A 23,175-nucleotide genomic window follows, 5' to 3' on the forward strand; every position below is an offset into this window, starting at 1 on the left:
GAACGTACGTACCCGCATTGGGGGCTTCTGTGTCATCGGCCCATGCGTCCGTGTGATGACCCGGTATTACGTTCGTCCGATGCCGGGAACCTTTCGCACGTATCGCAAGGTCGTCGCCCTCACCGGACCCGTGCTGCTCGCCGTGTCGTTCCTCGGCAGGCTGCCGACCGCGATGTGCCAGCTCGGCAGCCTGCTGCTGGTCGCCGAGACCAGCGGCAGCCTCGCCACGGCGGGCCTGGTCGGCGGCGCGCTCGCGGCAGGGCAGACGGCCGGCGGGCCCCTGCTGGGCCGGGTGGCGGACCGTCACGGACAGCGCACCGTCGTTCTGGCCGCCGCCCTCGTCAACGCGGTCGCCGTCGCCGCTCTCGTGGTCGCCGCCCTCGGGCACGCCGGCACGCTCCCGCTCGCGCTCGTCGGCGCGCTCGCCGGAGCGAGCGTTCCCCAGGTCGGCCCGATGGCGCGTACGCGGTCGGTCGCGCTCGCCCGCAGGAGCGGTGCCGACGAACCGCTCATCGGCGCCGTCCTGTCGTTCGAGGGAACACTCGACGAGGTGTCTTTCGTCCTCGGGCCCGCCCTGGTCGGTCTCGCGGCGGCTCTCGCGCACCCCGCCGCCGCGCTGCTCGCGGCCGCGGCACTCCTCACCGTCTGTGGTACCTGGTTCGCACTGCATCCGACGGCGTCCCGGGTACGTCCCGCGTCCCGGCAGGCATCCACCGTACGTACGAGCCTGCCCGGCGCGGTGTACGCGCTGCGCACCGCGATGGTGCTCCAGGGCGCCATGTTCGGCGCGTCCCAGGCGGGCATCACCGCGCTCACCGAGCGGCTCGGCCGGCCGGAGCAGGCCGGGCTCGTCTACGCGGCCATGGGCGTCATGAGCGCGGCCGCGGGGCTCGCCATGGCGGCGGTACCGGCCAGGATCACCCTGACGGCCCGCCGGCGCGCCGCGACGGCCGCCCTGACCGTGCTCTCCGTCCCGCTGCTGTGCGTGGAGTCCCTGGGGGCGCTGTACGCCGTCGTCGTGGTCCTCGGCGTCGCGTACGCCCCGCACCTGATCACGGTCTTCGGGCTGACCGAACGGATCGTTCCCGGGAGCAGGCTGGCGGAGGCCATGGCCTTCCTGACGAGCGCCACAGTCGGCGGCCAGGCTCTGGCCCTGGCCCTCTCGGGGCGCCTCGCGGAGGGCGGCGGGGCGCCCGCGGCCTTCGCCGTCGCGGTGGTGGCGGCCACGCTCTGCGCCGTACTGGCGTGGACCGCCCGCACCACCCCCGCGGCGACCGCGAACACGGCCGGGACCGCTAAGCCGGACGCTGCAGCACCACCAGACTCCGCCCGATCAGCGTGACCCGTTCACCCGCCCCCACCTTGGAACCGCTCCCCGGCGGCACTCCGTCCGGCCGGGCCGTGTCGACCACCACCTGCCACTGCTTTCCGTGGTTCACCGGAACGGCGAACTCCAGCTCCTCGGCGCTCGCGTTGAACATCAGCAGGAAGGAGTCGTCCGAGATCCGCTCACCGCGCGGCCCCGGCTCCGAGATGGCGTGGCCGTTCAGGAAGACCGTCAGCGCCTTGGCGTGCGCCGCCTGCCAGTCCCGCTGGGCCATCTCCTTGCCGTCCGGCGTGAACCACGCGATGTCCGACAGGTCGTCGTGCGTGCCCTCCACCGGCCGTCCGTGGAAGAAGCGCCTGCGCCGGAAGACCGGATGGTCCCGGCGCAGCCACACCATCGCGCGCGTGAAGGTGTGGAGCGTGCCCTCCTCGTCGCCCTTCTCCGGCCAGTGGACCCACGACAGCTCGTTGTCCTGGCAGTAGGCGTTGTTGTTGCCGCCCTGGGTCCGCGCGAACTCGTCGCCGTGCGACAGCATCGGCACGCCCTGCGACAGCATCAGCGTCGCGATGAAGTTGCGCATCTGGCGGGCGCGCAGTTCGAGGATCTCGGGATCGTCCGTCTCGCCCTCCGCCCCGCAGTTCCAGGACCGGTTGTGGCTCTCGCCGTCCCGGTTGCCCTCGCCGTTGGCCTCGTTGTGCTTGTCGTTGTACGAGACCAGGTCGGCCAGCGTGAAACCGTCGTGGCAGGTGGTGAAGTTGATCGACGCGAGCGGCCGGCGGCCGTCGTCCTGGTACAGGTCGGACGAGCCCGTCAGCCGCCCCGCGAACTCCGCGATCGTCCGTGGCTCACCCCGCCACAGGTCCCGCACGGTGTCCCGGTACTTCCCGTTCCACTCGGTCCACAGCGGCGGGAAGTTCCCCACCTGGTAGCCGCCCTCGCCCACGTCCCACGGCTCGGCGATCAGCTTCACCTGGCTGACCACCGGGTCCTGCTGCACCAGGTCGAAGAAGGACGACAGCCGGTCCACCTCGTGGAACTGCCTGGCCAGCGTCGCCGCCAGGTCGAAGCGGAAGCCGTCGACATGCATCTCCGTCACCCAGTACCGCAGCGAATCCATGATCAGCTGGAGTACGTGCGGCGAGCGCATGAGGAGGGAGTTCCCCGTGCCCGTCGTGTCCATGTAGTACCGGGGATCGTCGGCGAGACGGTAGTACGAGGCGTTGTCCAGGCCGCGGAAGGAGAGCGTGGGGCCCAGGTGGTTGCCCTCCGCCGTGTGGTTGTAGACGACGTCGAGGATGACCTCGATGCCCGCCCGGTGCAGCGCCCGTACGGCGGACTTGAACTCCAGGACCTGCTGGCCCCGGTCGCCCCACGAGGCGTACGCGTTGTGCGGGGCGAAGAAACCGATGGTGTTGTAGCCCCAGTAGTTGCTCAGATTCGCGTCGGCCAGCCGGTGGTCGTTGACGAACTGGTGCACCGGCATCAACTCGAGCGCGGTGACGCCCAGTTCCGTCAGGTGCGAGATGATCGACGGATGCGCCAGCGCCGCGTACGTGCCCCGGAGTTCCTCGGGGAGGTCCGGGTGCATCATCGTGAGGCCCTTCACATGGGCCTCGTAGAGGATCGTGCGGTGGTAGTCCGTGCGCGGCGGGCGGTCGTCACCCCAGTCGAAGTACGGGTTGACCACCACCGAGGCCATCGTGTGCGGCGCCGAGTCCAGGTCGTTGCGCGAGTCCGGCTTCCCGAAGTGGTAGCCGTACACCGCCTCGCCCCAGTCGATCTCCCCGCTGATGGCCCGCGCGTACGGGTCCAGCAACAGCTTGGCGGAGTTGCACCGCTTGCCCTCCTGCGGAGCGTACGGACCGTGGACCCGGTAGCCGTAGCGCTGGCCCGGCATGATGCCGGGCAGGAAGGCATGGCGTACGAACGCGTCGGACTCGCGCAGTTCCACTGCCGTCTCCGAACCGTCGTCGTGCAGCAAGCACAACTCGATCCGGTCGGCGGCCTCCGAATAGACAGCGAAATTGGTCCCGGCGCCGTCGTACGTGGCGCCGAGTGGGTAAGCCTCTCCCGGCCAGACCTGCATGCGATCGACTCTTCCACTTCTGATCCGGGTGCTGCGGGGTACTTCGCACAAGATCTTCCCCGAAAGTGGGGCAACCACCTAGGACTTCGGACCGTCCTACCGGGTGACCACGCATACCCGGTATGTCAGTTGCTGTCGCGTGTGACGCGCGGGTGACGGGGGATCGGGGCAGAAGCAGGGGGGCAATGTGAACGGAACAGTGCGCCGTCACCTGGGAAAGGTGCTGGCGGGGGCCGCGATCGCGGTGACCGGGACCGCGCTGATGATCGGGGTGACCCTGCCGGATCCGGCGGGCGCCGACGACACGCAGCGTGGACCGGCGGGGACCGCGGCAGCCACGGGGCCGGCCCCGGACGGGCGGAGCGCCCAGGGAGACCGCGCCGCGCAGGAGGACGGGAACGCCCAGGACGGCGGGACCGCCGCGGGGCGGGCTCCGGAGCCCGGGGTCGTCGAGGACGCCCCGGCGGAGGACGAGCGGGGCATCGGCAGGGACCCGCTGACGGACGACGAGCTGGAGCGGGTGGAGAAGCTCGCGCTGTCCCCGGCGCGGTTCGCCGCCGGCCGGGACGTCGAGGGGGACCGGGGGCTCCAGCACCTCACCACGAACCTGAGCGAGATGCAGCCGTCCGAGGTCGACGACGCCGCGCCGCCGCGCCGCGCGGAGGTCTCGTACTACGACTACAGGAGCGACGAACTGGTGACGAGGACCGTCGACCTCGCCACCGGCAAGGTCGAGCGGACCAGTGTCCTCAAGGGCGTACAGCCGTCGCCCACCCCCCGGGAGAACCGTGAGGCCACGGAGCTGATCCTGGCGAGCCCGCTCGGCGAGGGCCTGAAGAAGGACTATCAGGACGCCATGGGCAAGCCGCTCACCTCGGTGGACCAGCTGTGGGTGAACGGCGGGATCTACCGGGCCGACCGCGAGGAGCGGGTGCCCCGGGCGCTCGCGAAGTGCGGAGCGCACCGGTGCGTCCGCGTCACGTCCAAGGTCAAGAACGGACCGTGGATAGACACCCGCGATCTCGTCGTCGACCTGAGCGCGAGGACTGTCGGCCGCATCGGCTGACGCTCTCGCCCGTCTCATCCTCTTCAGCCCCTTCCCGCACTTCCGTACGAGGGAGTCCATCCTCATGCACGTCAACAGAACTTCTGGTGCCCGCAAGCGGGCCGCGGCAATCATCGCCGTCACCGCCCTGATGGGCGGCCTCGCGGCCGCGGGCGGATCCGCCGCCACCGCGGCCCCCGCCGCCGCGCCCGAGACCGCGCCCCGGGCGCCGGCGCCGGCGCCGGCCGACTGCAGCGCGACGTACCGCATCGAGCAGAAGCTCGACGGCGGCACCACCTGGCGCATGTGCTGGAACTACGACAGTGACGCCGGCCTGGTCCTGGAGAAGGTCTCGTACCAGCCCAAGGGCGAGCCCAAGCCGATCCGCGTCCTGACGAGCGGCAAGCTCGCACAGGTCCACGTGCCGTACGACAACGGCCGGGAGGAGTACGACGACCTCACCGGCTACGGCTTCGGCTGGGGACTCCAGAACCTGAAGCCGACCGAGTGCCCCGGCGGCACCATCAGGACGGTCCGGGTCCGCGACGTGGGCAACGTCAAGGGCCTGTGCACGACCACGCGTGCGCGCGGGCACGCGTACCGCCTCGCCAGCGACGAGGGGACCAAGGTCTGGCAGGCCCAGGGCAAGGACCTGCTCGTCTACACCGTCAACAAGGTGTCCTGGTACGAGTACATCACCGAGTGGCGCTTCTCCTCCGACGGCACCATCTCCGCCAACGTCGGCGCCACCGGCAGCCTTTCGCCGGGCGACTACGACGCCACCGACGGCCGGGGCTGGCCGATCGGCAAGGGCGCGCGCGACTACGCCACCAGCCACAGCCACAACGTCTTCTGGCGGCTGAACTTCGGTCTCGACGGCAGCTCCAAGAACCGGATCGAGCAGTACGACTCGAAGGTCACCCCGCCGCGGGGCAACGGCAAGCCGACCACCAGGACCACCCGTACCCCCATAACCAAGGAGCTCGCGGGCGACGCCAAGAGCATGCGGTGGTGGCGGGTCGTCAGCGCGACCGGCAAGAACAAGGACGGGCACCCGCGCTCGTACGAGATCGTGCCCGGCGCCTCGAACAAGCATCCGGGGCGCAGCTTCACCCAGCACGACCTGTACTTCACCGACTACCGCAAGTGTGAACAGTTCGCGAGCAACAACATCCGCGACTGCGGCGGCGCGAACGCGCCGGACAGCGTCGACGAGTGGGTGAACGGCGAAACCCTCAAGAACCCGATCACCTGGGTCAACATCGGGTTCCACCATGTCGCCCGGGACGAGGACCAGCAGCCCATGCCGGTCCACTGGCAGGGTTTCCAGCTCGCGCCCAGGGACGTAACCGCTATGAATCCGCTCACTCCGGCCGATCTTGCCGGGCAGAACGGACGGTACGAGCAAGGCAGTTGAGAAAGGAGCCTGTGGATCCGGCTGCACCGCCTTCCGCTCCGGAGTACCCTTCCTTGATCGTTGGAGACGGGGCTTGCAGAAGCTGAAGGCGGTGCGTGGGTGAGCTCGGGAGGGCTGGAACTGCCCCCCGGTGACGCAGGTCACGAGGGGGGTTCCACAGGCGTCCCGCCCGGGGCGGTCTCGCTCGCGCGGCCGATGGAGATCGGAGCGGAGCTGGACTGGGGCGCGGACGCCTGGAGCGAGGTGCGCACGCGCGCCCAGCGGGCGGGGCGGGCCTACATCTGGCTCAACCTGGTGGAGCAGCGGCTGCGCGCCGTCGTCGCCGCCGTGCTCCGGCCCATCTACGAGCCGGTGCACGGCGAGGACGACTGGGTGGTCGCGGCCGCGGGGCCGGCGGGCCAGGAGTGGGTGCAGCGCGCCGTCGCGGTACGGGAGGTGTCCCGCAGGAAGGGCTACCTGCTCGACCCGGCCGACGACAACGTCATCAGCTTCCTCACGCTGCCGCAGCTGCGCGAGCTCATGGTCCAGCACTGGCCGTGCTTCGAGCCGTACTTCGACGACCGGCGCGACGTCGAGCTGGCCCTGGACGAGCTGGAGGTCACCCGCAACGTCGTCTCACGCAACCGGGCGCTGTCCGAGGCGGTCCTCGCCCAGGCGGAACGGGCGTCCGCGCGGCTCCTGGAGATCCTGGGCAGCGGGGCCGGCGTGCCGTCGTCGGACCGGCTCAGGGTCGACGCGGTCGAGGACCTGGTGGGGGACCGGTACGCCGACGTGGTCAGCGTCCACCCGGACCGGGTGCGCCTCCAGCGCCAGCTGCCCGCCGAGGACCTCTTCGGCGGCGCGCGGCGTCTTGACGCGATCGGCATAGGTCTGAACCTCCTCGTCCAGAACTTCTCCGGCCGGCGGCTGGTGCGGCTGGCCGAATCGGGCTGCCGCATACGGCTGCTCTTCCTCAACCCGGCGAGCAGCGCGGTCAAGCGGCGCGAGCGGGAACTCGGTCTGAAGAAGGGCGAGCTGAGCCGTTCGGTGGAGATGAACATCCTCCACATGCGGCGGGTGCGCTCGAAGCTGCGCGACCCGGGGGCGTTCGAGATCCAGGTCTTCGACGAGACGCCCCGTTTCACGGCGTACCTGGTGGACGGGGACGGTTCGGACGGGCTCGCCGTCGTCCAGACGTACCTGCGCAGGGCGCGCGGCATGGAGGCGCCGGTCCTGGTGCTGCGGGGCGGCGGGCGCGGTGTGGTCAGGCACGGGCAGGACGGCCACGACACCGAGCACGGTCTTTTCGAGACGTACCGGGAAGAATTCGAAGCGGTGTGGGCGGACTCCCGACCGGTCTCCTGAGGGCGTTGTCAGTGGTGCGTGCGAGGGTGGTTTTCACCGGGGGAGCATCCGGGAGCATCACGAAGGAGGTCCCAGGATGGGATGGCACGGGGAACCACTGGTCGGGTTCGACCTGGAGACGACCGGCACGGAGCCGCTGGAGTCCCGGATCGTCACGGCTTCGGTCGTCGGTGTGCAGGGCGGCACCGTGGTCCGCCGGCGTGACTGGCTGGCCGACCCGGGCGTCCGCATCCCGGACCAGGCGTCGGCGATCCACGGCATCAGCAGCGAGCGGGCCGGGGCGGAGGGCAGGCCGGCCCGCGAGGTGGCCGACGAGATCGCCGGAACGCTCACCGGCTACTGGGCGCAGGGCGTTCCCATCGTCGCCTACAACGCGGCGTTCGACCTGACGCTGCTCGCGGCGGAGCTGCACCGGTACGGGCTGCCGTCGCTGAGCGAGCGGCTCGGCGGCGCCGGCATCGGCCCCGTCATCGACCCGTACACGATCGACCGCGCCGTCGACCGCTACCGCAGGGGCAAGCGGACGCTGGAAGCGGTCTGCGCCGAGTACGGCGTGGCCCTGGACGGTGCCCACGAAGCCTCGGCGGACGCCCTCGCGGCGGTCGGAGTCGCCCGCGCGATAGCCGAGCGCCACCCCTCGGTCGCGGCGCTCACCCCCGCCGACCTGCACGACAAGCAGATCCAGTGGTACGCCGACTGGGCGGCCTCCTTCCAGGAGTTCCTCCGCAGGAAGGGCACCCCGGACGCGGTCATCGACCCGCGCTGGCCCCTGCGCGAGGTGGTGCCGGCCGGGCGCTGAGCCCGGGCGGGCGCGGGGCCGGTCAGAAGGGGTACCAGCGGACCTCGGGGTCGCCGTCGCGCAGGGACGCCACCCGTCGGCGGAACTCGGCCAGGGCCGCCGGGCTGGACGGAGCGTGCTGCGCCACCCAGGCGCAGCTGGCCGTCTCGCGGGCCCCGCGCAGCACCGCGCAGCCGGACCATTCGCGTACGTCCCAGCCGTACGCCGCGGTGAAGGCGTCGTACGCCTCGGGCGCCAGGCCGTAGCGGTCGCGCGAGAGGGCCATGACCACCAGGTCGTGCTCGCGGAAGTCGGCGGCGAAGGTCTCCAGGTCGACCAGGACCGGCCCGTCGGGGCCGGCATGGACGTTGCGGGGGAGCGCGTCACCGTGGATCGGCCCCTGCGGCAGGTGCGGGACGAGCGCGGCCGACGCCACCGCGAAACCGTCGCGCCGCTCGCGCAGATACGCCGCGTCGGCCGGATCGATCGCGTCGCCCGCGAGCCGCAGCCACCGCTCAACCCCGCCGAGCAGTTCCCGCCGGGGAAGCGGGAACGAGGGGGCGGGCAGGGCGTGGACCAGGCGCAGCAGCTCCGCGAGGTCTTGCGGACCCGCCGGGCGTACGGCCTCGGGCAGCCGGTGCCACACCGTCACCGGGTGGCCGTCCACCACGCGGGGCTTCGGCTCGGCGGCCCGTACGGCGGGAACGCCCGACGAGGCGAGCCAGGACGCGACGGCCAGTTCGCGCTCGGCCCGCGCCAGCAGTTCCGCGTCGCGGCGGCCGACCTTGACCACGAGAGCTCCGGCCGCGAACACCGCGTTCTCGCCCAGTGCCAGCAGTTCCGCTCCGGCGGGGAGTCCGGCGGCGGCCAGCACCTCGCGTGCCCGTGTCTCGTCCATGGGCCCGATTCTCGCATCCGTGCAGGCCGGGTTGACGAACCAACTGCCCGTCAGCACGATGACGGGGGCCGCCGGGGCGACCGGACCAGCACGAGCCGCCCGAAGGAGTCGAATCCGTGACACTGGAGACCGCAAAGGCGCGGTCCGGCAGAGAGCCCGGCAGCGGCAGAGGGCCCGGCAGTGGCAAGAAGTCCAGCAGCGCCGGGAAGTCGAGCAGTGGCGCCTGGTTCCTGGTGCTGCCCGCGCTCATCCCGATCCTGATCCTGAGCGTCGGCCCGCTGCTCTACGGCATCGCGCTCGCCTTCACCGACTCCCAGTCGGGCCGTACCACGCCCACCCAGTGGATCGGACTGCTGAACTTCCAGGACCTGCTGCACGACACCCTGTTCTGGGAATCGTTCCGGATCGGCCTGCTCTGGGCGGTCGGGGTTACCGTGCCGCAGTTCCTGCTGGCGCTCGGTCTCGCCCTCCTGCTCAACCAGAACCTCCGCTTCCGCTGGCTGGCCAGGGCGCTCGCGATCATTCCCTGGGCGATGCCCGAAGTGGTCGTCGGCATCATGTGGCGCCTCGTCTACAACCCGGACGCCGGGATCCTGAACGAGACCGTCCGCGATCTGGGCCTGGGCGACGGCCGCGACTGGCTGACGGGCCTCGCCACCGCCCTCCCCGCCGTGATCCTCGTCGGCATCTGGGCGGGCATGCCCCAGACCACGGTCGCCCTCCTCGCCGGCCTCCAGAACACGCCGCACGAGCTGCACGAGGCCGCCGCCCTCGACGGCGCCGGCGCCTGGCGCCGTTTCCGTACCGTCACCTGGCCGGCCGTCAAACCGGTCGCCCTCGCCATCACCGCTCTCAATTTCATCTGGAACTTCAACTCCTTCGCCCTGGTGTACGTCCTGACGAACGGCGGTCCCGGGGGCCGCACCCGCCTTCCCATGCTCTTCGCGTACGAACAGGCATTCCGCTACGGGCAGTTCGGTTACGCCGCCGCCATGGGCTGCGTCATGGTCGCGGCGATCTCGGTGATGCTCGCCTTCTACCTCGTGGGCCGCCTGAAGGGGGGCGAGGACCAGTGACGCTCCGCACCAGCCGGTCCGCGCGCACCGGCCAGTACCTCGCGCTCCTGGCCTACCTGGTCTTTCTCGCCTTCCCCTTCCTCTGGCTGATCTCGACGGCGTTCAAGCCGCCGCGCGAGCTCGGTTCCCTGCATCCCACCTGGATCCCCGAGAACCCGACCCTCGGCAACTTCCGTCAGGCCTTCGACGAGCAGCCCCTGCTGGAAGCCGCGCTCAACAGCCTGACCGCCGCCCTCTCGGCGGCCCTGATCGCGGTCGTCATCGCGACCCCGATGGCCTACGTCATGGCCCGCCACCGCAACAAGCTCTCCGCCGCCGCCACCGGCTGGGTCGTGGTCAGCCAGGCGTTCCCCTTCGTCCTGGTGATCATCCCGCTCTTCCTGATCCTCAAGAACCTCCACCTGATCAACTCCCTGGCGGGCCTGATCATGGTGTACGTCGTGTGGTCGCTGCCCTTCGCGCTGTGGATGCTGGTCGGCTACGTCAGGGCCGTACCGCAGGAACTGGAGGAGGCCGCCGCGGTCGACGGAGCGAGCCGGCTCCGCACGCTCGTCTCGGTCACCGCCCCGCTGCTGGCCCCCGGCATCGTCGCCACCGCGCTGTTCGCGTTCATCACCGCATGGAACGAGTTCTTCTTCGCGCTCGTCCTGCTCAAGACTCCGGAGAAGCAGACGTTGCCGGTCGTGCTCACCCACTTCCTCGGCGCCGAGGGCGTGGCCGACCTCGGCCCGCTCGCCGCCGCCGCGTTCCTCGCGACCCTCCCCTCCCTCGTCGTCTTCGCCCTCATCCAGAAACGGATCACGGGCGGCATGACGGCCGGGGCGGTGAAGGCCTGATGCGCATCGCCCGGCTCACGAAGCTCGCGGCCGCAGCCACCGCGCTCGCGTCGCTGCTCCTCACCGGCTGCTCGGACGGCGGCGGCGACCGGGGCACCGGTGGGAAGGTCACCCTCCGCTTCCAGTCGCTGGCCTGGCAGAAGGAGTCCGTCGACGCCAACAAGGAACTCGTCGACGAGTGGAACGCCGCGCACCCCGACGTGCGGGTCGAGTACGTCCAGGGCAGCTGGGACAGCGTCCACGACCAGCTGCTGACGTCCTTCGAGGGCGGCGAGGCCCCGGACATCATCCACGACGCCTCCGACGACCTCGCCGACTTCGCGTACGGCGGCTATCTCGCCGACCTGAGCGAGCTGCTGCCCGCCCGGCTCAAGCACGACATCCCGCGGCGCAGCTGGCGGACGACGACCTTCGGCAAGGGCGTCTACGGCGTGCCGTTCCTCCAGGAGCCGAGGGTCCTGATCGCCAACGAGGAGATCCTCAGGGCGTCGGGGGTGCGCATCCCCACCCCCGAGAAGCCGTGGAGCTGGCCGGAGTTCCGGCGGATCACCAAAGAACTGAGCACCGGCGACGGCAAGAGGTTCGGTGTCGCCTGGCCCCTCAAGGACCCGGTGTCCGCCACCCTCAACCTGGGGCTGTCGGCGGGCGGACAGCTCTTCCACCGCGACACCGACGGCAAGGTGCGGGTGCGCTTCACCGAGGGCGACGCCGTGGTCCCCCGCACCATCCACGACCAGGTCAACGCCGACAGGAGCGCATCGGCGGCCACCCTCGGCATGGGCGGTTCGGACACCCTGCCCGGCTTCTTCGGCGGCAAGTACGCCATGGTGCCGCTCGGCTTCTCCTACCGGCAGCAGATCGTCCAGCAGGCCCCCGAGGGCTTCGAGTGGATGGTGCTCCCGGCCCCGGCGGGAACCGGGGGCCCGGCCCAGGGGGTGAGCCCCCAGACGCTGTCGGTGGCCGAGGACAGCCCGTACAAGAAGGAGGCGGTGGAGTTCATCGACTTCTTCCTCCAGCCGGACAACATGGCGCGTCTCGCCAAGGGCGACTGGATGCTGCCGACCGGAGCCGCTGCGCTGAAGGACCCGGGCCTGCGGGCCGGGAAGGACGGCTGGGCCACCGGCACCGCACTCGCCGAGCACCTGGTCCCGGCCCCGGCGCAGTCCGTGCGCGGCTATCCCGAGTGGAAGGACAAGGTGGCGACACCGGCCTACCAGGAGTTCTACAGCGGGGCGATCGACGCCGAGGAGCTGGAGAAACGCCTGGTCGAGGACGGAAACCTGGTACTCGCCCGCTACCAGCGCTGAAACGCGGCGGCGCGGGCTCCGAGGGCGGGGGAACAGGGAATTCAAGTTGCACGAGACGTTTCGTCTCGCTTAAGGTCCGGGCATGACCTCACGCAAGCCTGCTCACCTCGCCATGTTCTCCATCGCCGCCCCCGGGCACGTGAACCCGAGCATCGAAGTGATCCGGGAGCTCGTGGCCCGGGGACACCGCGTCTCGTACGCGATCCCCGCCTCCTTCGCCGACCGGGTCGCCGCCACCGGCGCCGACCCGGTGGTCTACACCTCGACGCTCCCCACCGAGGACACCCCGGACGCCTGGGGCACGGAGCTGATCGACAACATCGAGCCGTTCCTCGACGACGCCGTCCAGGCACTGCCCCGGCTGGCCGCGGCGTTCGAGGGGGACGAGCCGGACCTCGTCCTCCACGACATCACCTCCTACCCCGCGCGCGTCCTCGCCCACCGCTGGGGCGTGCCCGCCGTGTCGCTCTCCCCGAACCTCGTCGCCTGGGAGGGGTACGAGGAGGAGGTCGCCGAGCCGCTGTTCGGCCCGCTCAAGCAGACCGGGCGCGGCCGGGCGTACTACGCGCGCTTCGGCGCCTGGCTCGACGAGAACGGTCTGAGCGGCGTCGACCCCGACCGCTTCGTGGGCCGTCCGGCCCGCAGCATCGTCCTGATCCCCAAGGTCCTCCAGCCGAACGCGGACCGGGTCGACGAGTCCGTCCACTCCTTCGTCGGCGCCTGCCAGGGCGACCGCACGGACCAGGGCGGCTGGCGGCGCCCGGCCGGCGCGGACAAGGTGCTGCTGGTGTCGCTCGGTTCGACGTTCACCCGGCTGCCCGAGTTCTACCGGGAGTGCGTCAAGGCCTTCGGCGACCTGCCCGGCTGGCATGTGGTGCTCCAGATCGGCAAGTTCGTCGAGGAGTCCGAGCTCGGTGAGGTCCCGGCCAACATCGAGGTGCGCGACTGGGTGCCGCAGCTGGCCGTCCTCGAGCAGGCCGACGCCTTCATCACCCACGCGGGTGCCGGCGGCAGCCAGGAGGGCCTCGCCACCGGTACGCCGATGGTCGCGGTCCCGCAGGCCGTCGACCAGTTCGGCAACGCCGACATGCTCGTCTCGCTCGGTGTCGCCCGCAGGGTCGACACCGAGGACGCCACCGCCGAGGCCCTGCGCGCCGCGGTCCTCGGTCTGCTGGCCGATCCGGAGGTGGCCCGCAGGGCCGAGGACATCCGCGCCGGCATGGAGTCCGAGGGCGGTACCGAGCGGGCGGCGGACCTCATCGAGGCCGAACTGCCCGCGCGGTGAAACCGGCCGGGACGGCCCGGCGGAAGCGGGGCGTCCCGGCCCAACGTCGATTCGCCGCCGTCGTCCACGTCGAAGGCCGCACGCAGCGCGGCGATGACCTCGGGGCGGCGTGATCAGCCCTCATACGGCTCATGAACAGCACCCGGCTGTGACAGTGGCCGTACGGAGAAGAGGGGCGGGGCAGCGGTGGATCACAAGTCTCCTCCGCGTAAAGGGTGTTCGGGCGCCCCTGTCCGACTTGGAGCCCGCTGCCCGTTTTTTTGTTATGAAACGTTGTTGAGTAAGTGACGGGATCATGAAGACCTTGATCTGCGCGCGTCAATCGGTCAGGGTTTCGAGCCAACCCCCGGAGATCTTCCGGTCCGGAGGTAAATCCCCCCACATTTTGACGAGGAGACCCCTCTTCATGGCACTTCACAAGCGTTCCAGCCGGTTGAAGCTCACCGCGGCGATAACCGCCGTGGCGGCCGCGGCCGGTGTGACCGTACTCAGCTCCCCCTTCGCGGGAGCGGCTCCGGCCGCCCAGGGGCATGTGTACGGGGCCGGCGCCGAGGGCGCCGTCGCCGGCAGCTACATCGTGATGCTGGACGAGAAGACCGACAAGCAGGACCTGGCCAAGGAGTACGGCGGCAAGCTCCGGCGCAACTACAGCTCCGCCATCAACGGCTTCTCCGCCAGTGGCCTCTCGGAGACCGAGGCCAAGCGCCTGGCCGCCGACCCGTCCGTCGCCAAGGTCGTCCAGAACAAGAAGTTCACGATCAACGCGACGCAGGACAACCCGCCGTCCTGGGGCATCGACCGCATCGACCAGGCCGGCACCGCCGGTGACGGCAAGTACGCCTACCCGGACAGCGCGGGCGAGGGCGTCACGGCGTACGTCATCGACACCGGTGTCCGGATCACGCACAAGGACTTCGAGGGCCGCGCCGCCCACGGCTTCGACGCCGTGGACAACGACGACTCCGCCGACGACGGCAACGGCCACGGCACGCACGTCGCCGGCACCATCGCCGGCGCCGCGCACGGTGTCGCCAAGAAGGCGAAGATCGTCGCGGTCCGCGTCCTCGACGACCAGGGCTCGGGCACCACCGAGGGCGTCGTCGCCGGCATCGACTGGGTCACCAAGAACCACCAGGGCCCCTCCGTCGCCAACATGAGCCTCGGCGGCGGCGCCGACGAGGCCCTCGACGAGGCGGTGCGCAAGTCCATCGCCTCCGGCGTCACCTACGGTGTCGCGGCGGGCAACGAGTCCAGTGATGCCGGACAGGGCTCCCCGGCCCGCGTGAAGGAGGCCATCACCGTCGCCTCCAGCACCAAGGACGACGCGCAGTCCGGCTTCTCCAACTTCGGTCAGGTCGTGGACATCTACGCGCCCGGCTCGGACATCACCTCCTCCTGGAACGACAGCGACGAGGGCACGAAGACCATCTCCGGTACGTCCATGGCGACCCCGCACGTCGTGGGCGCCGCCGCGCTCTACCTGGCGGGGCACAAGGACGCCACGCCCGAGGCCGTCGCGACGGCGCTGACCGGGGGCGCCACCCTGGACAAGATCAGCAACCCGAGCACCGGCACGCCGAACAAGCTGCTGAAGATCGTCGAGTAGGGACGCGCCCGCGGCACTGAACGGGCGGTCGCCGTGCCCTCCCCCACGGGGCGCGGCGGCCGCCTATCGTTTGGCGCATGACCACGACGTACGCCGCCCTGCTGCGCGGAATCAATGTGAGCGGGCACAAGAAGGTGCCCATGGCCCAGCTCCGGACACTGCTGACCGAACTGGGCCACCGGGATGTCCGTACGTACCTCCAGAGCGGCAACGCCGTCTTCACCACCGACGCCGACGACGCCGGCGTTTCGCTCGCCGCGGACCTGGCGAAGGCCATGGAGACGCACTTCGGGTTCACCGTCGACTGTCTGGTCCGCAGCGGTGCCTACCTGAAGGCCGTCGCCGACGCCTGTCCCTTCCCGGCCGCCGAGTTGGAGGGCAGGCAGCTCCACGTCACCTACTTCTCGCACCGGGTCGGCCCCGAGCGGTTCGCGCCCGTCGACCCGGCGGCGTACCTCCCCGAGGAGTTCCGCCTCGGCGACCGCGCCCTCTACCTCTACGCACCGGACGGGCTGGGCCGCTCCAAGCTCGCCGAGACGCTGGCGAGGCCGGCCCTCCTCAAGGGCGTCACCGCGACCACCCGCAACTGGAACACGGTCGCCAAACTCGTGGAGATGACCCGTGACTGACGACGCGATCGAGGCCGCCATCGAGGGCGAGCTGCGCCTGCTCGACCCGGCCGTCCGCAACACCCCCGAACTCCTTGTCGAGCTGTTCCACCCCGACTTCCACGAGTTCGGGGTGTCGGGCCGCCGCTGGGACCGCGACTCGATCATCGCGGCCCTCACCGACGAGTCCGCCGCGACGACGGCCCGCCCGATCACCACCACCCGGATGCGGGGCGTACGGCTCGCCCCCGACGTGGTCCAGCTGACCTTCGACACCGAGAGCAACGGCCGCCGCGCCCACCGGAGTTCACTGTGGCGCCTGACGGACCGCGGCTGGCTCCTCTACTTCCACCAGGGCACGCCCTACGAAGAGGAGGACGACCCCGACGTCACACCGCCGTCCCCGTGACCCGCTCCGCCCGTGCGGTCCACCGGCCGTCCGTACGGGCGATCCGCACGGGGTGGCCGAAGCGCAGGCTGACCTGATGGGTCGTCAGCACGTCGTCGGCGCGCCCCGCCCCTGCCGCCCGTCCCGAGCATCTCCAGCAGCCGGTCGGCCCGAGCCAGGTCCTCGGCGGCCGGCGAGCGACGCGGGTCCACATGGCCGAGGTACGCCCGGAGCTCCCGCAGGTCCACTCCTCCCCAGCGCCCGCCCGAGCGCCTCCACCGTGCCGCGCGTCGGATGCGAGACGGCGCCGAGCAGGGCGCTCTTGCCCGCGCCGTTCGCACCGAGCAGCGCCCAGTGCTCGGCGCTGCGTACGGTCAGCGGGACCGAGTCCAGCAGCACATTGCCGTCCCGGACCACATCGACGCGGTCCGCCCTGGTCACGACGCTCACAGCTCCGCCATCTCCTCCGCGCTCAGCCGCAGCTCAGCCGCGGCCAGGTTCTCCTCCAGGTGTACGAGCGACCCCGTGCCCGGCGTCGGGCACAGCACCGGCGACCGGTGCAGCAGCCAGGCCAGCGCGAGCTGCCCGCGCCCCTTCAACTCCCCGTTGGCCAGCGGGAACCAGGGCAGAAAGGCGATCCCGCGCGCCTCGCACAGTTCAAGGACGTCCTCGGACGACCGGTCCACCAGGTTGAAGCGGTTCTGCACGGACGCGATGTCCGTCAGTGCCAGCGCCTCCTCCAGCTGCCCGACGGTGACGCAGTCCAGCCCGATGTGCCGGATCTTGCCCGCCGTACGCAGCTCGTCGAGCGCGCCGAGCTGCTCGGCCATCGGTACGTCCGGATCGAACCGGTGCAGCTGGTACAGGTCGATGGTCCCGGTCCGCAGCCGCCGCAGGCTCGCGTCGCACATGGCACGCAGGTCCTCGGGCCGCCCCGCGACGTGCCAGGCGTCGGCGCTCGTACGGACCACGCCGCCCTTCGTCGCGACGACGAGTCCGTCCGGGTAGGGATGGAGCGCCTCGGCGACGAGCTCTTCCGCGAGCCCGGGACCGTAGTTGTCCGCCGTGTCGATGAGCGTGACGCCGCGCTCGGCCGCGCGCCGCAGCACCGCGACCGCGTCCGCACGCTCGCCCCGCGGGCCCCAGTAACCCGGTCCGGTGAGCTGGGCCGTACCGAACCCGAGGCGGCGTACGGGAAGGTCCCCGCCGATGCTGAAGGTGCCGAAGGTGTCCGAGATCATGTGCGGACGCTACTCCGTGCCCCCTGCACACAACGCGCGGGGTGTGGCAGGCTCACGCCCATGCGCTACATCATCATCGGGGCAGGGGCGGTCGGCGGCACCATCGGCGGGCGGTTGGCCGAGGGCGGTCACGAAGTGGTACTCGTCGCACGCGGGGCGCACTACGAGGCCCTGCGCTCCGGGGGCCTGCGCCTGACGACGTCCGAGGGCACCCGGACCCACCGACTGCCCGTGGTCCAAGGGCCGGACGGCCTCGGTCCGCTCCTGCGGGCCGACGACGTACTGATCCTCTCCGTCAAGACCCAGGACAGTACGGCCGCCCTCGACGCGTGGAGCGCGCGCCCGGTGGCCGGCGGCGGCACGGCGGGCGAGGTGCTGCCGCTCGTCTGCGCGCAGAACGGCGTCGAGAGCGAACGCCTCGCGCTGCGCCGCTTCCGCCACGTCTACGGCATGTGCGTCTGGCTGCCCGCCACCCACACCGAGCCCGGTTCCGTCTCCGCCGCCGGCACGCCGGTCTCCGGTGTGCTGCACCTCGGCCGCTACCCGTCGGGCGCCGACGGCACGGCCCGGGGGATCGCCGCCGACCTGGAGAAGTCACGGTTCCTGGCACCGGTCGTGGCGGACGTGATGCGGTGGAAGTACGCCAAGCTGCTGAGCAACCTCGCGAACGCGGTCGAGGCGGTCTCGGGGGTCATCGCGAGCGACGAGGCGAGGGCGCTCCTCCAGCGCGCCCTCGCGGAGGGACGGGCGGCGCTGACAGCCGCGGGCATCGAAGCGGCGTCCCCGGCGGAACAGGCGGCGGCCCGCGACGGCCGGATGACCTTCGAGCCCCTCGACGGGGCGGAGCGCGGGGGCGGATCGTCCTGGCAGAGCCTCAGCCGGGGGACGGGCACGATCGAAGCGGACTACCTGAACGGGGAGATCGTGCTGCTGGGCAGGGCGCACGGCGTGCCGACTCCGGTGAACGAGGCGTTGCAGCGCATCGCCAACACGTTCGCGCGCGAGCGCAGGCCGGCGGGCTCGATGGGGGCCGGGGAACTGACGGCGCTGGTGGACGGGGACTGAGCGGGCGTGTCCTCCGACGCCGGACGGACGCAGCCCGCCCGGCGTCGGAGGACACGCCCGCAGGGCGGGCAGCACACCCCCTACGCGCCGACCGCTGCCAGCCGTCGCACCGGCGCCCGCGCCTCGTCGTAGCGCGCCAGCAGCAGCCGGGCCAGCTCCGGGGACGCGCCCAGGACCTCGCCCAGCACGTCCGCGCCCGACTCCCGCGCGCCACGGACGATCCGGTCCGGCAGGAAGCCGGGGGCGACGACGTACGGGGCGACGGCGACGCGGCGTACCCCGGGCGCGGCCCTCAGCAGCCGGACCGCGTCCTCGGTACGGGGGTAGCCCCCGGCAGATACAGCGGAGGCGAACGCAGGCCGCACGGCGCACCAACCGGTGTGCCGCAGCTCCCGCGCGATTTCAGCGATCACTGCGATCGCCTCCGGGTCCGTGGAGCCCGCCGAGGCCAGGACGAGCCCGGTCGAGCTTCTGTCGCCGGAGGTGAGCCCGGCTTCGTACAGCCGCCGCTCCAGGGCGGTCAGCAGGAGCGGCGAGGGGCCGAGGACCTCCGCCTGGCGGATCCGCAGCCGCGGCAGCCGCGCCGACGCCTCGTGGAGCACGGCGGGGATGTCGGCCTTCGCGTGGAAGGCGCGGGTCAGGAGGAGGGGCAGGGCCACCACGTCCTGTACGCCCTCGGCCGCGAGACGCTCCAGCACCTGCGGTACCGCCGGGGCGTTGAAGTCCAGGAACCCGGTCTCCACGCGCAGCCCCGGCCGCTGCGCCCGCACGCGGGCCACGAGCGCGTGCACGGTCGCGGCGTGCCGCGGGTCGCGGCTGCCGTGGGCTGTGACGAGGAGGACCGGACGACGGAACACGGTGATCAGCCCTTGGTCAGCAGGCCACGGCTGCGCAGCACGCGGCGCTCCAGCGGGGAGAAGAACAGCAGGTCGATGCCGATGCCGACGATCAGGATCAGGATGATGGTCGCCAGCACGCCGGACATGTCGCTGTACGTACGGAAGTTCTCCATCAGCTGTCCCAGACCCGTGCCCAGGTCCGGCGAATTGGCGATCAGCTCGGCGGCCATCAGCGAGCGCCACGAGAACGCCCACCCCTGCTTGAGACCGGCCAGGTACCCCGGCAGCGCGGCGGGCAGCAGGACGTGCCGGATGCCGTTGACGCCGGTGGCCCCGATGGTGCGGCCGGCCCGCAGGTACAGCGGCGGGATCTGGTCGACACCGGCGACCAGGCCGTTGGCGATCGACGGTACGGCGCCCAGCAGCACCACCGCGTAGATCGTCGCGTCGGTCAGCCCGAACCAGATGATCGCGGCGGGCACCCAGGCCACCGAGGGCAGCGACTGGAGGCCGGACAGGATCGGCCCGATCGCCGCCCGTACCACCTTCACCCGCGCCACCAGCAGGCCCAGCGGCGTGCCGATGGCGACGGAGACGGCGAAACCGAGGGCGCCGCGCGAGATGCTGGTCCAGATGTAGCCGAGCAGCGTTCCGTCGAGCCACATCTGCTCGACCGAGTGCCACACGTCCAACGGGCCCGGCAGCACGTAGTCCGGCTTGAGGTCGGAGGCCGCGGCGAGCTGCCACAGGGTGACGACCAGGGTGATGGCCACCAGCGGCGGCACCACCTTGGACAGCAGGATCCGCCCGAGGCCGACGCGCTCGGCGGACTGCTTCGTCTCCAGCGCGTCCAGGCCCGCCTCCAGCCCGGCGAGGTCGTTCTTGGGAGCCGTCTCCCGCGTGCCGGTCGTTTCAGTGCTGGCCATGTCGACGGATCTCCCCCCGCAGTTGTTCGGTGATCTCTACGGACAGGTCGGCGACCGCGGAATCCTCGATCCGGCGCGGCTGCGGGATGCCGACCCGCCACTCGCGCGCGATGCGTCCCGGCCGGGACGACAGCAGCACCACGCGCTCGGCGAGGCGGACGGCCTCGCGGACGTTGTGGGTGACGAAGAGGACCGAGACGCTGGTCTCGGACCAGATGCGGGTGAGCTCCTCGTGCAGGACGTCACGGGTGATGGCGTCCAGCGCCGCGAACGGCTCGTCCATCAGCAGGAGCCTGCTGTCCTGCGCGAGCGCACGGGCCAGCGCGACCCGCTGGCGCATGCCGCCCGACAGCTCGTGCACGCGCTTGCCGTACGCCCCGCCGAGCCGCACCAGCTGGAGCAGCCGCTCGGCCTCGTCGCGGCGTTCGGACTTCGCCATGCCCCGCAGCTTCAGGGCCAGTTCGATGTTCTTCCCCGCGGTCAGCCACGGGAAGAGCGCGTGCTCCTGGAACATCAGGGCGGGCCGGCCGCCCGGCACGTCGATGGTGCCGGCGGACGGGCGGTCGAGCCCCGCGACCAGGTTGAGCAGGGTCGACTTGCCGCAGCCGGAAGCCCCCAGCAGGGTCACGAACTCGCCCGGCGCGACATCGATGCTGATGTCGTCCAGTACGAGCTGCTGCGCGCCGGGCCGGCCGAACGACTTCGACACGTGGTCGATCCGTGCGGCGTACTGCGCCGTGTCTACGGGCGCGGCGGCCTGCTTGACGAGTGTGGTGGCCATGAGCCTCACCTCCTGAGGGCGTTCCGGATACGGAAAGAGACAGACGGGACGGTTACTTGGCGCCGAGTCCGGCGTCCGCGACGGCCGGCCGCTTCTCGGCCTTCAGCACCTTGTTGAGGAGCCTCAGGTCGTAGATGCCGTCGAGCACCGGGTCCTTGAGGAGACCGGCCTTCACCGCGTGGTCGGCCTCTTCCCGCAGCGTCGTCGCGAGCGGGTCGTCGGTCGTCTCGACGTTCCCGAACGCGGGGTCGAGCACCTCGGCGGGCAGTTCCTTGCCGGAGTCGGCCTTGAGCTTCGCGTTGACGGCGGCCTTCGCCTCGTCCGGGTTGGCCTTGATCCACTCGTTGGTCTTCACCGAGCCGCGCAGCACGGCCTCGACGACGTCCGGGTGCTCCTTGAGGAACTTCTGGGAGACGATCACGTTCGTGATGACGAACTCGCCGTCCTTCCAGAGCTTCTTCTCGTCGAGCAGCACCTTGCCGCCGCCCGCGACGAGCTTGGAGGCGGTGGGCTCGGGCACCCATGCGCCGTCCAGCGCGCCGGACTCGAAGGAGGCCGGGATCTCCTTGTTGTCCTGGCGCACGACGCTGACGTCGCCCTTGCCGGTGCTGGGGTCGACCTTCAGCCCCTTGTCCGACAGGTAGTTCAGCAGCGCCACGTCCTGGGTGTTGCCGAGCTGCGGGGTGGCGATGCGCTTGCCCTTGAGGTCGTCCAGGGACTTGATCTTCTCGGGGTTCACGACGAACGAGACGCCGCCGGAGGCCGAACCGGAGACGATCCTCAGGTTCTGCCCCTGGGACTTGGTGAATCCGTTGATCGCGGGGGAGGGGCCGATCCAGCCGATGTCGATGGCGCCGGCGTTGAGGGCCTCGATCTCCGAGGGGCCCGCGTTGAACACCTGCGGCTTGACCTGGGTGCCGCTCAGTTCCTTCTGGAAGAGGCCCTTTTGCAGGCCGACCAGGGCGGTGGCGTGGGTGACGTTCGCGAAGTAGCCGATCCGGACCTCGTCGACGCCGCCGATCTTCTCGCCCTTGGCGACGGGCGCGGTCTTGTCGTCCTTCTCTGCCTGCGAGCCGTAACTGCAGGCGCCCAGCGCGCCGATCAGCAGCGGCAGGGCGGCGGCAGCGGCGAGGCTGCGGCGAAGGGTGGTACGCGCGGCATGCACGGGAGATGTTCCTCTCGGTGGCCCGGAGACACGTCCCTCACCTGTGGCGGGAGGTGTCCGGGAAGTCGGCAGGTCTTCGTCGGTACAGCGGAAAGTGGTGCGGCAGGGCGCGCAGGCAGTGCGCGTACGCTACCGGGCACATCGCGCGACGCCGCCCGTGCCCGCACCGAGGGAACCGCTGCCGACGCGGCCGCCTTCCTTGGCGAACAGTCCGTACATGTCGAGATTCATGATCAGAAGTCCCAGCCCTCGTCGTCGGCCACGGTCTTCGCCGTCTCGGCGGCGAACGAGTCGCCCGCCATGCCGGCCGCCAGCGTCGTACCGTCCGCCGGGTCGATGAGGAGGAAGGACCCGGTGCGGCGCGAGTCGCGGTACGCGTCGAGCGCGAGCGGCTCGGCGGTGCGGACCTTCACCCGGCCGATGTCGTTGGCGACCAGCTGACCCGGGTCCGCGTGCTGGGACAGGTCGTCCAGCGTCAGCCGGGACGGGATCTCCTTGACGATCGCCTTGACCGTGCGCGTGGTGTGCTTGAGCAGCACGCGCTGGCCGACGGTGAGCGGCTGGTCGGCCACGTGGCAGACCGTCGCCTCGACGTCCTGGGTGGTGCGCGGCGCCGAGCCGCTCGGCGCGATCAGGTCGCCGCGCGAGATGTCCAGGTCGTCGGCGAGCGTGACCGTCACCGACTGCGGCGCCCACGCGATGTCGACCGGCTCGCCCAGCGCGTCGATGCCGGTGATCGTCGACGTACGGCCCGACGGGAGGACCGTCACGGCCTCGCCCACGCGCAGCGCGCCGGACGCGATCTGGCCTGCGTAACCCCGGTAGTCGGGGTGCTGGGCGGTCTGCGGGCGGATGACGTACTGGACGGGGAAACGGGCCTTGCAGCCGGCCAGGTCGTGACTGACCGGGACGGTCTCCAGGTGTTCCAGGACGGTGGGGCCGCCGTACCAGTCCATGTGCGCGGACGGCTCCACCACGTTGTCGCCGGCCAGCGCCGAGATCGGGATCGCGGTGATCTCCGGGACGCCGAGGGAAGCGGCGTACGCCGTGAACTCCTCGGCGATCGCGGCGAAGACGGGCTCGGCGTAGTCGACGAGGTCCATCTTGTTGACGGCGAGCACCACGTGCGGGACGCGCAGCAGGGCGGCGACGGCGGC

21 protein-coding genes and 1 pseudogene are annotated in these 23,175 nt (G+C 71.2%); 13 read left to right on the plus strand and 9 right to left on the minus strand.

Annotation, left to right across the window (positions count from 1 at the left end; all coding sequences use genetic code 11):
- Positions 1–79: 79 nt before the first annotated feature.
- On the plus strand, positions 80–1,342 hold the full coding sequence (locus ACWD0Y_RS22545) for an MFS transporter (protein WP_450262107.1): 1,263 nt from the start codon (positions 80–82) through the stop codon (positions 1,340–1,342).
- On the opposite strand, the gene glgX is transcribed toward ACWD0Y_RS22545, so the two are convergent.
- Entirely contained in the window at positions 1,296–3,413 is a 2,118-nt protein-coding gene (glgX, locus tag ACWD0Y_RS22550) for a glycogen debranching protein GlgX (RefSeq protein WP_450262108.1), read from the minus strand. The genes ACWD0Y_RS22545 and glgX overlap by 47 nt on opposite strands.
- A gap of 187 nt (positions 3,414–3,600) precedes the next feature.
- Here glgX and ACWD0Y_RS22555 point away from each other — a divergent pair, with 187 nt between their 5' ends.
- From ACWD0Y_RS22555 to ACWD0Y_RS22570, 4 genes are all read left to right on the plus strand, one after another.
- Complete coding sequence (locus tag ACWD0Y_RS22555) at positions 3,601–4,479, plus strand: Tat pathway signal sequence domain protein (RefSeq protein ID WP_450262109.1); 879 nt, start codon at positions 3,601–3,603, stop codon at positions 4,477–4,479.
- 64 nt (positions 4,480–4,543) lie between these two features.
- Complete coding sequence (locus tag ACWD0Y_RS22560) at positions 4,544–5,875, plus strand: copper amine oxidase (RefSeq protein WP_450262110.1); 1,332 nt, start codon at positions 4,544–4,546, stop codon at positions 5,873–5,875.
- Between the two features lie 99 nt (positions 5,876–5,974).
- Positions 5,975–7,219 (plus strand): SAV2148 family HEPN domain-containing protein, encoded by a 1,245-nt coding sequence (locus ACWD0Y_RS22565; protein WP_450262111.1) that lies wholly within the window; start codon positions 5,975–5,977, stop codon positions 7,217–7,219.
- Between the two features lie 76 nt (positions 7,220–7,295).
- Positions 7,296–8,018, plus strand: coding sequence for an exonuclease domain-containing protein (locus ACWD0Y_RS22570; RefSeq protein ID WP_450262112.1), 723 nt, complete (start codon positions 7,296–7,298; stop codon positions 8,016–8,018).
- A gap of 22 nt (positions 8,019–8,040) precedes the next feature.
- Here the strand turns inward: ACWD0Y_RS22570 and ACWD0Y_RS22575 are convergent, their stop codons facing one another.
- Positions 8,041–8,895 carry a phosphotransferase enzyme family protein gene (locus tag ACWD0Y_RS22575; protein ID WP_450262113.1) on the minus strand — a complete coding sequence of 285 codons (855 nt, stop codon included), beginning with the start codon at positions 8,893–8,895 and terminating at the stop codon, positions 8,041–8,043.
- Between the two features lie 116 nt (positions 8,896–9,011).
- On the opposite strand from ACWD0Y_RS22575, the gene ACWD0Y_RS22580 reads away from it, so the two are divergent.
- The 7 genes from ACWD0Y_RS22580 to ACWD0Y_RS22610 all read left to right on the plus strand — a co-directional run bounded on the left by ACWD0Y_RS22580 (position 9,012) and on the right by ACWD0Y_RS22610 (position 16,022).
- Positions 9,012–9,971 carry a carbohydrate ABC transporter permease gene (locus ACWD0Y_RS22580; RefSeq protein ID WP_450262114.1) on the plus strand — a complete coding sequence of 320 codons (960 nt, stop codon included), beginning with the start codon at positions 9,012–9,014 and terminating at the stop codon, positions 9,969–9,971.
- Positions 9,968–10,807: a carbohydrate ABC transporter permease gene (locus ACWD0Y_RS22585; protein WP_450262115.1), complete on the plus strand. Its 840-nt coding sequence runs from the start codon at positions 9,968–9,970 to the stop codon at positions 10,805–10,807. Before ACWD0Y_RS22580 ends, ACWD0Y_RS22585 begins: the two co-directional genes overlap by 4 nt.
- The gene (locus ACWD0Y_RS22590) at positions 10,807–12,114 is read left to right on the plus strand and encodes an ABC transporter substrate-binding protein (RefSeq protein ID WP_450262116.1); all 1,308 of its coding nucleotides are present in this window, start codon (positions 10,807–10,809) and stop codon (positions 12,112–12,114) included. Before ACWD0Y_RS22585 ends, ACWD0Y_RS22590 begins: the two co-directional genes overlap by 1 nt.
- An 82-nt stretch (positions 12,115–12,196) precedes the next feature.
- Positions 12,197–13,399, plus strand: coding sequence for a macrolide-inactivating glycosyltransferase (gene mgt / locus ACWD0Y_RS22595; RefSeq protein ID WP_450262117.1), 1,203 nt, complete (start codon positions 12,197–12,199; stop codon positions 13,397–13,399).
- A 406-nt stretch (positions 13,400–13,805) separates the two neighbouring features.
- Complete coding sequence (locus ACWD0Y_RS22600; protein ID WP_450262118.1) at positions 13,806–15,005, plus strand: S8 family peptidase; 1,200 nt, start codon at positions 13,806–13,808, stop codon at positions 15,003–15,005.
- 77 nt (positions 15,006–15,082) lie between these two features.
- A complete protein-coding gene (locus tag ACWD0Y_RS22605; protein ID WP_450262119.1) occupies positions 15,083–15,634 on the plus strand; it encodes a DUF1697 domain-containing protein in 552 nt (183 codons plus the stop codon).
- A complete protein-coding gene (locus ACWD0Y_RS22610) occupies positions 15,627–16,022 on the plus strand; it encodes a nuclear transport factor 2 family protein (protein WP_450262120.1) in 396 nt (131 codons plus the stop codon). Before ACWD0Y_RS22605 ends, ACWD0Y_RS22610 begins: the two co-directional genes overlap by 8 nt.
- 101 nt (positions 16,023–16,123) lie before the next feature.
- Here the strand turns inward: ACWD0Y_RS22610 and ACWD0Y_RS22615 are convergent.
- Together ACWD0Y_RS22615 and ACWD0Y_RS22620 are read right to left on the minus strand one after the other, a co-directional pair.
- Positions 16,124–16,451 (minus strand): annotated as a pseudogene (locus ACWD0Y_RS22615) (ATP-binding cassette domain-containing protein); the annotation flags it as partial.
- On the minus strand, positions 16,448–17,242 hold the full coding sequence (locus ACWD0Y_RS22620) for an aldo/keto reductase (protein WP_450262121.1): 795 nt from the start codon (positions 17,240–17,242) through the stop codon (positions 16,448–16,450). The gene ACWD0Y_RS22620 and the pseudogene ACWD0Y_RS22615, both read right to left, overlap by 4 nt.
- A 60-nt stretch (positions 17,243–17,302) precedes the next feature.
- Here ACWD0Y_RS22620 and ACWD0Y_RS22625 point away from each other — a divergent pair, with 60 nt between their 5' ends.
- Positions 17,303–18,307, plus strand: a complete 1,005-nt coding sequence (locus tag ACWD0Y_RS22625) for a ketopantoate reductase family protein (protein ID WP_450262122.1) — start codon at positions 17,303–17,305, stop codon at positions 18,305–18,307.
- An 80-nt stretch (positions 18,308–18,387) separates the two neighbouring features.
- On the opposite strand, the gene ACWD0Y_RS22630 is transcribed toward ACWD0Y_RS22625, so the two are convergent.
- The 5 genes from ACWD0Y_RS22630 to ACWD0Y_RS22650 form a co-directional block, all read right to left on the minus strand.
- The gene (locus ACWD0Y_RS22630) at positions 18,388–19,164 is read right to left on the minus strand and encodes a sirohydrochlorin chelatase (RefSeq protein ID WP_450262123.1); all 777 of its coding nucleotides are present in this window, start codon (positions 19,162–19,164) and stop codon (positions 18,388–18,390) included.
- A gap of 5 nt (positions 19,165–19,169) precedes the next feature.
- A complete protein-coding gene (locus ACWD0Y_RS22635; protein WP_450262124.1) occupies positions 19,170–20,072 on the minus strand; it encodes an ABC transporter permease in 903 nt (300 codons plus the stop codon).
- Entirely contained in the window at positions 20,059–20,853 is a 795-nt protein-coding gene (locus ACWD0Y_RS22640) for an ABC transporter ATP-binding protein (RefSeq protein ID WP_450262125.1), read from the minus strand. The genes ACWD0Y_RS22635 and ACWD0Y_RS22640 overlap by 14 nt, the downstream gene beginning before the upstream one ends.
- 52 nt (positions 20,854–20,905) lie before the next feature.
- Positions 20,906–22,018, minus strand: coding sequence for an aliphatic sulfonate ABC transporter substrate-binding protein (locus ACWD0Y_RS22645; RefSeq protein ID WP_450262126.1), 1,113 nt, complete (start codon positions 22,016–22,018; stop codon positions 20,906–20,908).
- Between the two features lie 233 nt (positions 22,019–22,251).
- Positions 22,252–23,175: elongation factor 1-alpha C-terminal domain-related protein (locus ACWD0Y_RS22650; RefSeq protein WP_450262127.1), on the minus strand; the 924-nt coding region annotated here is incomplete at its 5' end.

Source organism: Streptomyces altiplanensis (genome assembly GCF_053591575.1).